The sequence below is a fragment of the Pedobacter antarcticus genome (assembly GCF_900112985.1).
Classification (GTDB): domain Bacteria; phylum Bacteroidota; class Bacteroidia; order Sphingobacteriales; family Sphingobacteriaceae; genus Pedobacter; species Pedobacter antarcticus.
Window position 1 is genome coordinate 184,179 of sequence record NZ_FONS01000005.1, and the last position, 15,081, is coordinate 199,259.

At 33.6% G+C, this 15,081-nt stretch carries 11 protein-coding genes and 1 pseudogene; all 12 read left to right on the forward strand.

Going from position 1 to position 15,081, the window contains the following annotated elements:
* Positions 1-10: 10 nt before the first annotated feature.
* Positions 11-1,312, forward strand: coding sequence for a nucleotide sugar dehydrogenase (locus BM192_RS12375; protein WP_037443113.1), 1,302 nt, complete (start codon positions 11-13; stop codon positions 1,310-1,312).
* A 6-nt stretch (positions 1,313-1,318) separates the two neighbouring features.
* Positions 1,319-2,485, forward strand: a complete 1,167-nt coding sequence (wecB, locus tag BM192_RS12380) for a non-hydrolyzing UDP-N-acetylglucosamine 2-epimerase (protein WP_316931014.1) — start codon at positions 1,319-1,321, stop codon at positions 2,483-2,485.
* A 1-nt stretch (position 2,486) separates the two neighbouring features.
* Positions 2,487-3,932, forward strand: coding sequence for an oligosaccharide flippase family protein (locus BM192_RS12385; protein WP_037443111.1), 1,446 nt, complete (start codon positions 2,487-2,489; stop codon positions 3,930-3,932).
* A gap of 317 nt (positions 3,933-4,249) precedes the next feature.
* Positions 4,250-4,399: pseudogene (locus BM192_RS21360) on the forward strand (DapH/DapD/GlmU-related protein); the annotation flags it as partial.
* A gap of 61 nt (positions 4,400-4,460) precedes the next feature.
* Complete coding sequence (locus tag BM192_RS12395; protein WP_037443106.1) at positions 4,461-5,606, forward strand: polysaccharide pyruvyl transferase family protein; 1,146 nt, start codon at positions 4,461-4,463, stop codon at positions 5,604-5,606.
* A gap of 1 nt (position 5,607) precedes the next feature.
* The gene (locus BM192_RS12400) at positions 5,608-6,831 is read left to right on the forward strand and encodes a glycosyltransferase family 4 protein (protein ID WP_051760118.1); all 1,224 of its coding nucleotides are present in this window, start codon (positions 5,608-5,610) and stop codon (positions 6,829-6,831) included.
* Complete coding sequence (locus tag BM192_RS12405; RefSeq protein ID WP_037443104.1) at positions 6,828-8,018, forward strand: glycosyltransferase; 1,191 nt, start codon at positions 6,828-6,830, stop codon at positions 8,016-8,018. Before BM192_RS12400 ends, BM192_RS12405 begins: the two co-directional genes overlap by 4 nt.
* Positions 8,006-9,334 carry an O-antigen ligase family protein gene (locus tag BM192_RS12410; RefSeq protein WP_037443102.1) on the forward strand — a complete coding sequence of 443 codons (1,329 nt, stop codon included), beginning with the start codon at positions 8,006-8,008 and terminating at the stop codon, positions 9,332-9,334. The genes BM192_RS12405 and BM192_RS12410 overlap by 13 nt, the downstream gene beginning before the upstream one ends.
* Before the next feature lie 2 nt (positions 9,335-9,336).
* Positions 9,337-11,409 (forward strand): glycoside hydrolase domain-containing protein, encoded by a 2,073-nt coding sequence (locus tag BM192_RS12415; protein WP_139218439.1) that lies wholly within the window; start codon positions 9,337-9,339, stop codon positions 11,407-11,409.
* 3 nt (positions 11,410-11,412) lie between these two features.
* Positions 11,413-12,456 carry a glycosyltransferase family 4 protein gene (locus tag BM192_RS12420; RefSeq protein WP_037443098.1) on the forward strand — a complete coding sequence of 348 codons (1,044 nt, stop codon included), beginning with the start codon at positions 11,413-11,415 and terminating at the stop codon, positions 12,454-12,456.
* Between the two features lie 10 nt (positions 12,457-12,466).
* On the forward strand, positions 12,467-13,570 hold the full coding sequence (wecB, locus tag BM192_RS12425; RefSeq protein WP_037443096.1) for a non-hydrolyzing UDP-N-acetylglucosamine 2-epimerase: 1,104 nt from the start codon (positions 12,467-12,469) through the stop codon (positions 13,568-13,570).
* A 35-nt stretch (positions 13,571-13,605) separates the two neighbouring features.
* The gene (locus BM192_RS12430; RefSeq protein WP_051760116.1) at positions 13,606-14,844 is read left to right on the forward strand and encodes a glycosyltransferase family 4 protein; all 1,239 of its coding nucleotides are present in this window, start codon (positions 13,606-13,608) and stop codon (positions 14,842-14,844) included.
* The last annotated feature ends 237 nt before the right edge of the window (positions 14,845-15,081 follow it).

Genomic DNA, 15,081 nt, shown 5'->3' on the forward strand with positions numbered 1-15,081 from the left:
GAAACATAAAATGACAGACGTAAATAGTACAAAAATTGCAATTATCGGTTTAGGTTATGTTGGCCTTCCCTTAGCCTTAGAGTTTGCTAAAAAACATGACGTATTAGGTTTTGATATTAATAAAGAGAGAGTTGATGAGCTTAGCTCAGGTAAAGATCGTACGCAGGAAGCTAATTTGAAAGAATTAAAATTGGTAATCTCCTCTAAGAAAGAATCTGCAAAAAACATCGGATTATCGTTTTCTCACAAAGTTGAGGATTTGGCTAATTATAATACTTTTATTGTTACAGTCCCAACTCCGATTGACCAGTTTAAGTCACCAGATTTAACCCCTTTAATTAAAGCATCAGAAATGCTTGGGAGTATTTTAAACGCAGGTGATCTGGTTATTTATGAATCTACGGTTTATCCAGGTTGTACTGAGGAAGATTGTGTACCTGTTCTAGAGAAGTTCTCTGGACTTAAGTTTAACCAGGACTTTTTCGTGGGTTATTCTCCTGAAAGAATAAATCCAGGAGATAAGATTAATACTTTAACCAAAATTATGAAGGTTACTTCAGGCTCAACTCCTGAAATTGCCACTAAGGTTGATGATTTATATAAATCAATTATAACTGCTGGTACTCATAAAGCGCCTAGTATTAAAGTTGCTGAGGCTTCCAAAGCAATTGAGAATGCCCAAAGAGATGTTAATATATCATTCGTAAATGAATTAGCATTAATTTTTGATAGGATAGGAATTGATACGAATGATGTAATAGAGGCAGCAGGTACTAAGTGGAATTTTTTAAAGTATCAACCGGGGTTAGTAGGTGGACATTGTATCGGTGTAGACCCATATTATTTGGCACATAAAGCTCAATCATTAGGGTATCATCCACAGGTTATCCTTTCGGGAAGACGCGTAAACGATAATATGGGCCCATTTGTGGCTGATAAAGTAGTAAAGCTTATGATCCAAAAAGATCATAAAATAAAAGGATCAAGAGCATTGATTATGGGGATTACCTTTAAAGAGAATTGCCCAGATGTAAGAAATACACGTGTAGTAGATATTTATCATGAACTAATACAGTTTGGACTAGAGGTAGATATATACGACCCATGGGCAAATATTGCTGAAGTTAAACATGAATATAATGTAGATATTTTAAATAGCCTTGATGATTCCACAGTTTACGATGCTGTTATTGTTGCAGTAGCGCATTCTGAATTTTTAGGGTTTGATTATCAGAAGATTAAACGGAATAATGGAGTTATTTTTGATACAAAAGCTTGCTTAGATAGAAGTCTTGTTGATGGCCGTTTATAATTTGTAATGATGAAAAAAATACTAATTGTATTCGGTACAAGGCCAGAAGCAATAAAAATGGCGCCTGTAGTTAAGGAATTTCTAAAATTTAAGGATGAATTTGAGCTTAAGGTCTGTGTCACTGGGCAACACCGGGAGATGCTAGACCAAGTCCTTAGGATTTTTGATATTAAGCCGGACAAAGATCTAAATATAATGAAGCATGGTCAGGATTTGTTTGACGTGACTTCTACTATTTTAAATGGTTTAAAAGAATATTTCAAGGAATATAAACCGGATTATGTCTTAGTACATGGTGATACCACAACATCGATGGCTACGGCGTTAAGTGCTTTTTATATGCAGATTCCTGTTGCGCACGTAGAAGCCGGGCTAAGAACTCACAATAAATATAGTCCTTGGCCGGAAGAGATGAATCGATCTATAACAGGAAGGATTTCAGAGTTCCATTTTTCTCCCACCACTACTTCTAAGGATAACTTATTGGCGGAAGGAATAGACGAAAAAAATATTTTAGTCACTGGAAATACTGTCATAGATTCTCTATTCCTTGTGTTAGAAAGAATTAAGAAAGATCAGGTGTTACTGGAATCAATACATGAAAACCTTGCAGATGCTGGAATCAGTAGTGCTCTTCTAAATGAATGGATAGATAAGAAAAGGAAACTTGTTTTAATTACTGGTCATAGACGTGAAAATTTCGGATCTGGTTTTGAAGCTATATGTAACGCAATAGTTGAATTGGCAAAACAACATCCGTTAGTAGACTTTTTATATCCGGTTCATTTAAACCCTAATGTTAGAAAGCCAGTAAATGATATAATTGTGTCGTCTAACTTATCCAATATAATCATTATTGAACCTCTGGACTATTTACCCTTTGTCTATTTAATGGACCTTTCATATATCATTATGACTGACAGTGGCGGGATTCAAGAAGAAGCTCCGAGTTTGGGGAAACCAGTTCTTGTCATGCGCGATACTACTGAAAGACCAGAGGCTGTAGCGGCTGGGACAGTTAAGCTAGTTGGAACTGATTATGACGTTATAATAGCCGAAGTCAATAAGTTGATTTTGAATGAATCAGAATATTTAGATATTAAGACAAAGAAAAATCCATTCGGAGAAGGAAATTCTTCTGCCAAAATTGTTGAGTTCTTTAGGTCACTGTAAAATGAGCGTTATTGATAAAATAAGGCAATTAAATAACAAATTAACATCGAGTAATCTAATAAGAGGAATATTCTGGAATTTTTTTGGAAATATAGTTGCAAGAACTGCAAATCTTATCGCTTCTATATACGTCGCTTATTTTTTGACAAAGGAAGAATATGGACAATTGGGATTCTTAAGATCAACTATTAGCACATTTGTAATTTTTGGAACTTTCGGTTTCGGTATTGCCGCGACAAAATTTTTTGCCGGAGATGAATTTAAAGATAAAAGAGGTGATTACGGTATAGTCATTAGAACTTTTTCATTTCTTGTAGCTTTTATCATATCACTTTTCCTAGTAATTTTTGTCGAGCCTATAGCTGTAAAAATGGGTGGTGGACCAGAGTTAATTCTTCCCTTAAAGATTACAGCAATAAGTGTGCTCTTCCTCTCTCTAAACGGGGTGCAGAACGGAATTTTAGTCGGATTACAGAAGTTTAAAGATGCAGCGAAGTCTTTATCAATTTCTTCTATTTTATCGGCTATAATTACGATCGTACTTACAAAATATTATAAGCTCGAGGGGTACGCAGTTGGATTTGCAATAGGTAGTTTGTTTAACTGGGCAATTTGTTATTACTTCATAAGAACTTATTCCATCGATTTTAAGATTCATTTCTCCAACTTAAAAAAAACCATTAATGATGTTTTGAAAATTAGTATACCTGCCATTTTAAGTGGGCTGGTAGTTATGCCAATAACTTGGTATTCTAATTCTGTTATAATTAATACGAGTAATGGTTTAGAAAGTTTGGGTACGTACAATGCGATATCGAATATTACCGCTATCACCTTGGCTGTGATAAGTATAATTAGTCAAGCTGTTTTACCATTTGCGATTAAAAACTTTAATAAAAATAATCTTAAGTTTGAATTATTTAATTATTACGCACCGTGGTTAATAGGTGTCGGCTTCTCCATACCGCTGATATTATTTCCAGAAATTGTTGCACTTGTTTACCATAATAAGTATGCAGGCTTGGAGGTCGAGCGTACAGCGATATTGGTCGGCTTATGTACAATTATAATTAGTCAACGGCAAGGTATAGCTAAGAACTTTGTTGCTTCAGGAAAAATGTGGATTTCTTTTTGGGGGAATGCAGTTTGGGGAATATTATTGATTATTTCATTGTATTTCCTTAAGGATCTTAAAGCATTTGGCTATGCACTGTCATTTTTGATTGCATATTTAATAAATAGTCTTGTTTTCATACCTCTGTACATTAAATTAAAATTGATTGACCGATCTCTAGTGTATTCGAAAATTGGCTTTCTTCTATCAATTCTTTCTATAATTGGCGGATTTGCTGGTTACTACTTACCAATTGTACCTAGAATTTTGATTTTCGTCATTATAATGGTATGCTTGGTTAAAATTGTTCAAAAATTAATAAAAGAGAAATGATAAAGTTTTTTTTTAAAGCCTTCTCCAAATTAGAAGGGTTTTTTTATAGAAACCTTTATACTTATAGAGGACTCAAGATCCCCGAAGATGCCAAAATAGATATAAAAACGGTATTCTTAAACGCATCAAATATTCAAATTGAGGATTTTTGCTATCTAGGACCATTTGGATATTATAATGGGGTCGGGGGAATAATAGTTAAACGGGGGAGCTTAATTGGGCCTTATTTTAAATGCTTAAGTGGGACACATAATTTCAGATCGGATATTTCTATTCCCTATGATAATATAATAATTAAATCTCAGATCATTATTAACGAGAATGTCTGGATTGGAGCTGGAGTCACTTTATTACCCGGTGTAAATATTGGAGAGGGTGCAATTATTGGAGCGGGGTCAGTTGTTACAAAAGATGTATTACCGTTTTCTATTGTTGTAGGAAATCCTGGCAAGGTGATCGGCACTCGAGATGCTAGTAAATACGAAGAATTAAAATCAAAAGATAGAATCTATCTTAAAATAAAAAAATATGGTGCCTTCTCAGAAGAAGTATAAAAATATAATATCAGGTGGTTATGGACTCTTTAATTTTGGGGACGATGCGCTGATGTATGTATTGTATAAAAAATTCGAAAAGCAGTTTGCAGAGCGAAATATGATGTTTCTATGTTTAAATCCCACATATCTTAAGAAGCTTGTTCCGAGAGCAACCGTACTTCCCAGGTTGACCCGAAAAAGCGTGACATGTGATAATTTTATTCTCGGTGGAGGGACTTTGTTTTATTCCTTTACTGGTGAGAAAAATAAGACTAGAAAGAGTCTTGCGTCGAAGGTTAAGATGATATTAACTGATTTTACTCTTGCTGTTGGGAAAGTACTCGTTAAATTAAAGATCGCTTCTATGAAATACGAACCTGATCAGTATAACAGAATTTACTCACTAGGTATCGGATTGGGGCCATTTGACAATGGTGATGATTCTAAAAAGATGTATGCCAAAAATTTTTGTAAAGAAGCTTATTGGTTAAGTGTTAGAGACCGAAAAAGCAGCTCCTATCTAGAAGATTGGGGAATTGAGAATAGTTTTTTTGGTGCGGATATCTGCTTTTTACCTGATATATTCGAGTTGCCGAAGGCAAAGAGTGTTGGGGTGAAGAAAATTGGAATTGTCGTTAGAGATTGGGATAAAAATGAAAATTCCTATAAAGATCAGATTTTCCGAAGTCTTAAAGACTTAAGAAAAGAATATGATGTTACATTTATCGTATTCTCTAAATTTTCGGATGTTTCTTGGGTTGAAACTTTAGAACAAAAAGGTGAGCGATTTATATGTTGGAATCCTAATAAGGAAAATATATCGGATTTTCTCAATGTTTTAAATGAATTTGATCTTTTTATTACGGCTAGGTACCATGGATTTATTTTTGCATCATTATTAAATATCCCTTCTATCTGTATTGATATTGAACCCAAACTTTCTCTTGCTCATGAAACATTTAAATCAAGTTCCTTTTTATGGTCATCACCTTTTAAGGCGGAGTCGTTAATAGGGTCAGTAAATGAGATTGAACTTAACCATAGCCAGATAAAAAAGCAGTTAGTTATCGACGTAGATCGACAAGTTGAATTATCTGTGAAAATGTTTGAAGAATTTGAAACTCAATTAGTGAATTAAGATGAATATTGGAATAGTTACAACTTGGTTCGAAAGAGGAGCTGCATATGTGTCCAAACAATTAATGGATACAATAGAGAAAGGTGGAGATAAAGTTTTTATTTACGCAAGAGGTGGGGAAGGAACAGGAAAGGGTGATTCTAAATGGGATAAAGACTATGTTACATGGGGAGAAGAGCTCTGGTTACCGACAGTTGCGACTCCAATTGCAAAAAAAGATTTTTTAGAGTGGATTGAAAATACAAAAATTGACATAATTATTTTCAATGAACAGCATTGGTTGGAACCGTTATTATGGTGTAAGGAGTTGGGTGTAAAAACAGTTGCTTATGTTGATTATTATAAGGAAACTACTATAGATTTTTTTGAAATATATGACTACCTAATTTGTAACACTAAACGGCATTACGATACTTTTTCATGGCATCCTGGTGCGAGATTTATTCCATGGGGGACAGATACAAGCGTATTCATACGTTCAGCTATTCCATCTAGTAACTCATTTTTTCATTCTTCTGGTATGGCACCTGTTAGGAAAGGAACTGATTTGCTGATCAAAGCATATTGGAAATCAAAAAGAAAATGGAAATTGATTATTCATTCTCAACTACCATTAGATTTAATTGGGAATAACGATTTGTCTTCTATTATTAATGAGCTAATAAACGAAGGAAAATTAGAGATAATCGTTAAGTCTGTTCCTGCACCAGGACTTTACCATTTAGGTACGGCTTATGTTTACCCAAGCAGACTAGATGGAATCGGCCTGACTGTTGCTGAGGCTATGGCATGTGGTCTGATTCCAGTTGTTACTGATAATCCACCTATGAATGAATTTTCTCCGGACAATTATAAATTTAATATCCCCGTAAAAAAGTATTACTCTCGGGCGGACGGATACTATTGGCCGGTCAGTGAGGTGGATGTAGATGATTTAACTAAAATTTTAGATGAGGTGTCAAGTTTGTCCGAAGATGAGGTAAGTTTTCTTCAGGATGAAGCATATGATTTTGCAAAGAATAGGTTAAGCTGGGAAAAAAATTCTGTTAAACTTCTGGAGTTAATCGATGAAGCTAGAAACAATCGTGTTTTATCACCAGTAAATAAGACGTTATCCAATTCCATTATTAAATTTTCTAGATTTGGTTTAAATCGCTATAATAATATTATTATTCAATATAATTTCATTCTGCGTCCGCTTTTTAAATTATTTAAAGGTAAATGATTGGAAATAAAATAGTACACTTGGTCAATGGTGGCACTTCAGTAGGAGCAATTACTTCGATTAGGAAGCTTGCTACTAGTCTTAGTAAACTAGGCATTAATGTTTCGCTATTATCTTATAATAAACATTTAGATAGGGAAGATTTAGATGATGCCGTCGAAAGTGTTTATTGCGACTTAAGATTCAACCAAGTACTTAATAAGTATTCAAATAATGAATTAAATAAGTTTTTTGGGCTTATTTTATTAGTGTATCATTTTATTTATGATGTTTTAAAACTTAATAGTTTTATTAGACATAATCATGTTAAGGTGTTACACACCCATTATCTAAATGATAATTTTATAGCATGTTTTACGCCCAGGAAAGTTAGAAAGGTATCTCATATTAGGTCCATCGCAAACACTAAATTTTTAGGGGGAATTGGATTTAAGATTTATAGAAAGGTAATCTATAGCAGATCTAATTTGATAATTGGTATTTCTAATACGGTATTAAAAGTATTTAATTTTCCGCATTCCGATAAAATAATTGTATTGTATAACGGAATTGCGAAACATACCATTTCTGCGGATAGTAACGAAGAGAATGTTCTGTCAAGATTACAGGACATAAATAGAAATAAGATTGTAATCGGCACAGTAACCCGATTTTCTAAAGACAAAGGGCTCGAGTTCTTATTAGATATAATCAAAGAGACAACATTAGACAATTATAATATTCATTTTGCTATTGTAGCACCCGTTAATAATCCAAAGGAATTAGCATTTAAAGAATTTATCGTTAATAAAATTAATGCATTAAGTATTGGAGATAAAGTAACGATAGTAGGTAGCTTTAAAAAACCGGTTCTTTTTATGCCATGTTTCTTTCTGCTTGTTCATCCAACTTTATCTAGAGAAGGATTTGGAAATGTTGTGCTCGAAGCCCATTCTTTTGGAGTTCCCGTGATAAGCACCAATTGTGGTGGACCGTCAGAAATCATCGAAAATGGACATTCTGGATTTATAATTAACCAATTAGATCCAAAAGAATTTTCTAGACATATCAATTTATTGGTGAACGATAGTAATCTATATAATAAATTCAGGGCTAAGGCTTTACAAATATCTGATCTTCCAAGATACAATTTAGAACAGAGCGTTACCTGTTTAATAGAAAAATACGAGATGTTATGCTTGAAATAATATTTTCAATATTTTATGTTTTTTTATTTGCTATTTCTTTTTATAAAAAGAAATATGTTCTTTTCATATTGCCAATATTTGTGTTCTGTTATCCCAATAAGTTGTCATTTATTAACATAGGAGATGGTTTCGGACTAGACGATATCTTTATCTTATTTCATTTTGGTTTGGCGATAGTATCAAGAAAACCTAAATTTTCGCATATAATAGAAATACGGCATTGGAGACTCTTAAATCTCATGATATTTTTGACTTACGTAGTCACAAATTTAGTTGGTTACGGGGCGGATTCATTTTCTAATTTTGTATTAATGGATTTTGTGAAATCGGCCTTATTATTTGCTTATACATATTTTATTTGTATTATATATTGTTCTAGTATAAATAGGCAAGAGCAAATAAGGTCAGGGAAAATAGCATTAATTATCGCAACAGTATTTCAGTCCATTATTGCTATTCTTGTTTATCATTATACGAGTAGTTTTTCTTTCTTTTATGACTCAACTGAAGTGCTTTTGTCTGGAGACGTGGCATTTCGAGCAGTCGGGTCGTTAAAAGGACCGTGGGAATTAGGTGGGTTTTTGGCAATTGGGTATGTTTTAATTTACACCGAGTTGGTATTTGGGCGAAAAAGTAGTCGTTTATTGACGATAATGTTAGTATTTGGCTTATTATTTACCATTTATGCATTAGTGATATCAACGTCTAGGGCTAGCTGGCTTTTTGTATTGGCATCAACAATAGTTTTATTCTTCAAAAAACCCTCAAAACAACTCTTTTATTCATTTATTCTAGTAATCGTAAGTTTTTTATTATTCCAGAATTATTTGGATCGTGTAGGTGAGCTAATTATGCATCGCTTTTTACAAACAACTGCTTCTAACAATGGTGCATTGGACAATTCTTCTGAAGAAAGATTTATTATCTGGAATAAACTGTACAACAATTATGATTTCACTTATGCTCTATTTGGATACGGGTGGCAGAATTTTATACGTGTTTTTAAAACAACACCTCATAATGGATTTCTATCATGTTTTCTTGCAGGCGGAATCATCGGAACATTTGTCTATTTTAAATTTTTCTATTTTATCTGGAAGAATCAAGTTGTAAAAGTAACACGGAAATTTTCTAACGTGAACTTCGGTATTCCTGCTATAATGGCTGGTTTGTTCGTGTTTAGTATTACTACTGATACTCTTTTTACTAATTCTGTATTTAAGATGTTAACTATTGTAGGAACTCTTTCTGTGCATGATTATGTTTTTAAACTTAGTGCTGGCATGAATTTAGTTGAACCAGAGAGAAATATATGATTATGGTCAGAGTAATTACACTAGCATTATTTTTATTGCAATCAGTTTTTGTATTCGGTCAGAACCTGGCTTTAAATAAGCCATATTCAGTGGCACCCAACCCTAATTATAAGGATACCGCACTTCCTAATGATAAGACTTCACTTACAGATGGTAAGAGAACGCAAGGTTATTTTTGGAAAAGTCGAAGTACTGTTGGATGGAAAAATACTGGTAAGATAATAGTTAATATAGATCTCAAAACTCCAAATGTCGTTGGTAAAGTTAAATTTAGTACAGGGAGTTATAATAGAGCAAATGTCTATTCTCCCTCTAATGTTTTTGTATTTGGATCATTAGATAACAATTCATATTCCTATTTAGGAGACTTATCTGCGAACTTTAAAAATAGCGATGATAAGTACAATTTACATGAACTGGAACTTAATATTAAAGCGTCAAATAAATTCCGTTATTTTCAGTTAGTTATAATTCCTCAGGGCCTTTATGCTTTTGTAGATGAAATAGAGATTATTAAAGCAAATAGCGCAAAATCAGGTAACATCGCCAATGATATTCAAAGATCAGATATAGATATTAAAGTGAATGCACTTTTGGGTAGTAATGATTCAACTCAAAAACAGTCGTTTGCAGTTTCTTCTAAAATGAAAAAAGTCCAGGCAACTACGATATTTGATTGGTGTTCACAGTGGTCTTCCTTAACTCAGGCATCATTCAAGTTTGAAAATTCGACTAGTACAGATCCTCTAATCTCTTTTCCTGTCAATGGTGAGGATTACAGAACATTCGTTCTAACAAATAATGGTGGAAACGACACAAAGTATACCCTTAAAATTAGTGAAGCAAATACGTTTAATGCTCAATTATTTTTGCTCCCTTATGTCACTTCAATGGTAGGTAAGAAATCAATTCCCGACCCTCTGTTAGCATTTGGTAGTGATATTTTGATAAAAGCTGGTGAGTCCAAAATTTTTATGCTGAAATTAAAAGGTGTTAGTAAAGGAAAAGACGAATCAAATATTTTGATCTCGTCAAGCGGCGGGAATATTAAAATTCCATTTAATACTTCTGTTCAGGGTACCATTCCTACTAATAATTTAAGTTTAAATGCTAATGTCTGGGCTTATTTAAATAGCCCTGTTATTAGCAAGTATAAAGTTAAAGCTGTACAAAATTTATCTGCACACCATGTAAATACTATTGTGGTTCCACCCGAAAAGTTAGGGAGGCTAAATGGTAGTGATTTTTCTGAGTTCAAAAACTATCTTGTAAATTTTGTTCCGTCAAACACTAAAAATATTATTCTGTATGTAAATTTTCTGTCGAAAGAGAATGTAGGCTATTTTAGCCAGAAGGGTTATCTATCTGCTGAGTCCAAAGAAGATTTTAAGAACTGGTTTAATTCTATTAAATCGATTGTTTCGGGCGCTGGGTTTAAATCGAATATTTATATCTATCCATATGATGAGATATCAGATCTCCATGTTAAAGATTTAACAGTTCTTATGGAATGGGCGAAAAAAGAGATTCCTGGGATAAAATTTTATACAACGATAGGTAATAAAAATATACAGCCAAACAGCTTTAATAAAATTGCCAATAACTTAGATATAATTCAGTTTGCTGATACTAAACACAATATGGAGTTGGCGAATACTATTACGGATCCAAAGGTTCAGAAGTGGATTTATGATGCTAAACCGCAAGCTGAGTTATTATCACCTTATTCATATTACAGATTGATGGCGTGGAAGGCCTTTTATTATAATTTGAATGGCGTTGGATTCTGGAACTATTCAGATTATAAAGCAACACCGAATGATGACGTAATTAAAACCTTAAAATTGAAATCCTCTGTAAATTATTCCGTTATTTATATTAATGATCAGAATATTATTAACTCTAGACGTTGGGAGGCATTTAAATTGGGAATCGAAGATTATGAAATTATTAATAATTATTCATCAAATGTGGGGATAGCGAAAGCTAAAGCTCTCGTAAAGAAAGTAATCGATAACCCTGATGATCTTACCTTAGCTGACGAATCGAAACGAATTATGCTTAATGCGCTCTAATTTATGAAAAATATAGATGTGTTAGTCATCGGTTATTTTGGTTTTAAGAATAATCAAATAGATGGTCAAACAATAAAAACTAGAAATATATACGATTTAATAGTTCAGGAGTCACCAGAATTGAATATTGAGTTTTATGATACACAGGAGTTTCAAAGTAGTAAATTTAGTATTTTCACTGCCATAGGGAAACTTCTACTGACAAGAAAAGTAGTTTACTTACCTGGACAAAATAACTTAAAGCATTTTTATCCCATTATTGACGTCATCCAGAAAATTAAGAAGTTCGGAATAGTTTATATTGCTGTTGGAGGTTGGTTAAATGATTTTCTTTTAAAAAATCCTTCAATGGTCAAATCCTTTAAGAAATTTGACGGCATTCTCGTTGAAAGTGATGCCTTAAAAAATCTGCTTATTTCGAATTTTAATTTGATTCAAGCAGATGTTTTAACAAATTTCAGAATCCAAGCATTTCAGCCTTCCTCTAATAATGATGATGACTTTTTTAGAGTTGTTTTTATGGCTAGAGTTACCAAATTGAAAGGAATTGATTTGGTTATAGATTACGCAATACATACAAAGGCAAATCAACAAAATCTTCGTAAAAAAGTATTAATAGACTTTTATGGACCTATTAATCATAAAGACAGTCTGGATTTTTTACTGGATGTAGAAAAGTATGATAATGTGAGATACCTTGGCGTTGTTGAACCAGAGGTTGTATTTGAAACATTACAAAATTACGATGTACTAGTTTTGCCAACGACTTATCCAGGAGAGGGATTTCCAGGAACTATAGTTGATGCTTATATCTCTGGAATACCAGTGGTAGTTTCTAGGTGGAAGTATCTTCCGGAGTTTGTTGAGGATAAAAAAACAGGCTTTTTATTTGATGTAGACGATAAAAATGCATTCTTCGCTCATTTAGATAAATTGTGTAACGATCCTGAACTTTTAAGTGAATTCAAGATTAATGCTAAACTTAAAAGTGACGAATATTCCCATCATTCAGCTTGGCCAATTCTTGAAGCAATTTTAAATAAATAATAATTAGTTAATGAATATTACGATAATCGCTGGCGCCAGACCAAATTTCATGAAGATTGCACCTATCATTCATGCTATACAACAAAAGAGAAGTCTAAAATTTGATATTGATTTCAGATTGATACATACCGGTCAACATTATGACAAAAAGATGTCTGGCGATTTTTTCGAGCAATTGGAAATTCCCGACCCGCATTCAAATTTAGAAGCTGGTGGTGGTTCACAGGCTGAACAAACTGCAGCGATCATGGTACGTTTTGAGAAAGAGCTGATAGAAAATCCTACCGATCTTGTATTAGTTGTCGGTGACGTGACTTCAACTATGGCTTGTGCTATTGTAGCACAAAAACTTCATGTTAAGGTGGCACATGTTGAAGCGGGGATACGTTCGGGTGATTGGAGTATGCCAGAGGAGATTAATCGACTAGTAACAGACAGCATAACTAATTATTTCTTTACGACCTCTGATGTTGCGAATATAAATCTTTTAAATTCCGGTGTTGAATCAGAAAGGATCTTCTTCGTTGGAAACACGATGATTGACACGTTGTTAAAGAACAGGCCTAAATTCAACAAACCTGAGATTTGGGATGAACTGAATTTAATGGAGAAAAACTATATCATTATGACTTTGCATCGCCCTGCAAATGTTGATGAAGAATATAAGTTGAAAAATCTTATCGAAGAAATTATAAAAAACACCCATGGTTTACCTCTGGTATTTCCAGTTCATCCTAGGACAGCGAAAATTTTGGAGGGTTTAGGCATAGCTTTTGATAACATGCACTTGATTGAACCCCTAGGATATCTAGAATTTAATTATTTAGTTGAGCGAGCAAAGGCTGTTGTAACTGATTCAGGCGGAATTACAGAAGAGACAACTGTTATGGCTGTTCCTTGTATGACGCTTCGTGACAATACAGAGAGACCTGAAACAATCACTATTGGAACCAACGAGTTATTGGGGACAGATCCGAATGCAATTGCTCCTGCAATGGAGAAATTATTTGCTGGCGATTGGAAAAAAGGGGCCATACCAGAACTTTGGGATGGGAAGACTGCCGAAAGAATAGTCGATGAATTGGTTAAATTATATCGAATTAATAAAAAATAAGATTAGAATATGGAATTATTCGCCAATGTAAACTCATGAAGATAGTATATTTTTACCAATACTTCTCTACTCCAAAAGGTTCTTGGGGTACAAGAGTTTACGAGTTTGCAAAAGAGTGGGTTAAGGAAGGTCATGAGGTTACAGTGGTAACCAGTGTTTACAGCAAGTCAGATCTAAAAGCTGAACAATTTATAGAAGACCAATATTTTGAAGGAATTCATGTAAAAGTGTTAAACGTCGTAATAGATAACAAACAATCTTTTCTGAAAAGGATCAAGTCCTTTTTACTTTACAGTATTCTTTCCAGCTACTATGCCCTAACACTTAAGGCAGATGTAGTTATTGCCTCTTCTGGGCCTATAACCGTAGGTTTACCAGGTTTGATTGCCAGATATATTAGAGGCAGAAAATTAGTATTTGAAACCAGGGATCTTTGGCCCGAAGGAGCAATTGAATTGGGAATAATCTCTAATCCACTAATCCAGAAGTTTTCTTATTGGTTCGAGCGGGTTTGCTATAATGCATCTACGCATATAGTTACACTTTCGCCCGGGATGACCAAGAATATTAAACGACGATTTGGTATATCAAATGTTGACGACGTGACTAATGCGGCAAATATCGAATTGTTCTCCACCCCGGTACCTTTTAAATCTAAATTGGTTAAGTCTAAAACTTACGCAATTTATACAGGAAATATAGGGATGGTAAATAATTCTTACTGGCTTTACGATGCAGCAAAGTGCCTTAAAGATAGAGGAAGAGAAGATATCGTTATTTTAATGGTAGGTGAGGGACAGCAACGAGAAGAATTGGTTGAACTCGCAAATCAAAATGGGGTGAACAATTTCGTGAGGCTCGGTTTAATGCCTAAGAATGATTTGATTGCTTACATACAGCATTCTTTTGTTTCGTTAGTGCCGTTAAAGGGAACTCCTGTATTGGATACTTCATCTCCTAATAAGTTCTTTGAATCCCTTGCTGCAGGTATTCCTGTGATACAAAATACGGAGGGATGGATGATGGACTTTTTAAATGAGCATAAAGTGGGTTACACTTTAGACCCGAACGATCCGGAACAATTAGCCGATACACTTATTCAAATGAAAGATAATCAGGAGAATACGGCCGAAATGGGACGTAATGGTTTACTCGTTGCAAAGAAATATTTTGACAAAGACTTTCTGGCTGATAAAATGTTAAAGATGTTAGTTAGCGTCCACAGTTCGAAAATTAGTTGTTTATTGTTTTGTTCATTATGTTCACTAATATAGTCAATACTAGCTCTTTATAAGCGTAAGTCTGTATTTAGTCAACGAATAAAAAATAACAGGTAGTAATGTATAGTGATATTATATATTTGTATTTGAATGTAGGCTTAACTATTAGTTTTTAATATAGTAAAAAAGTTGTTATAAAATAATCTCTTTCAAGAATTATCGTTTCAACATCATTTTTGGTACGGTTTTTTTAGGTAGTTTTACCAAAACATAAATATCGAGCATTTTGTT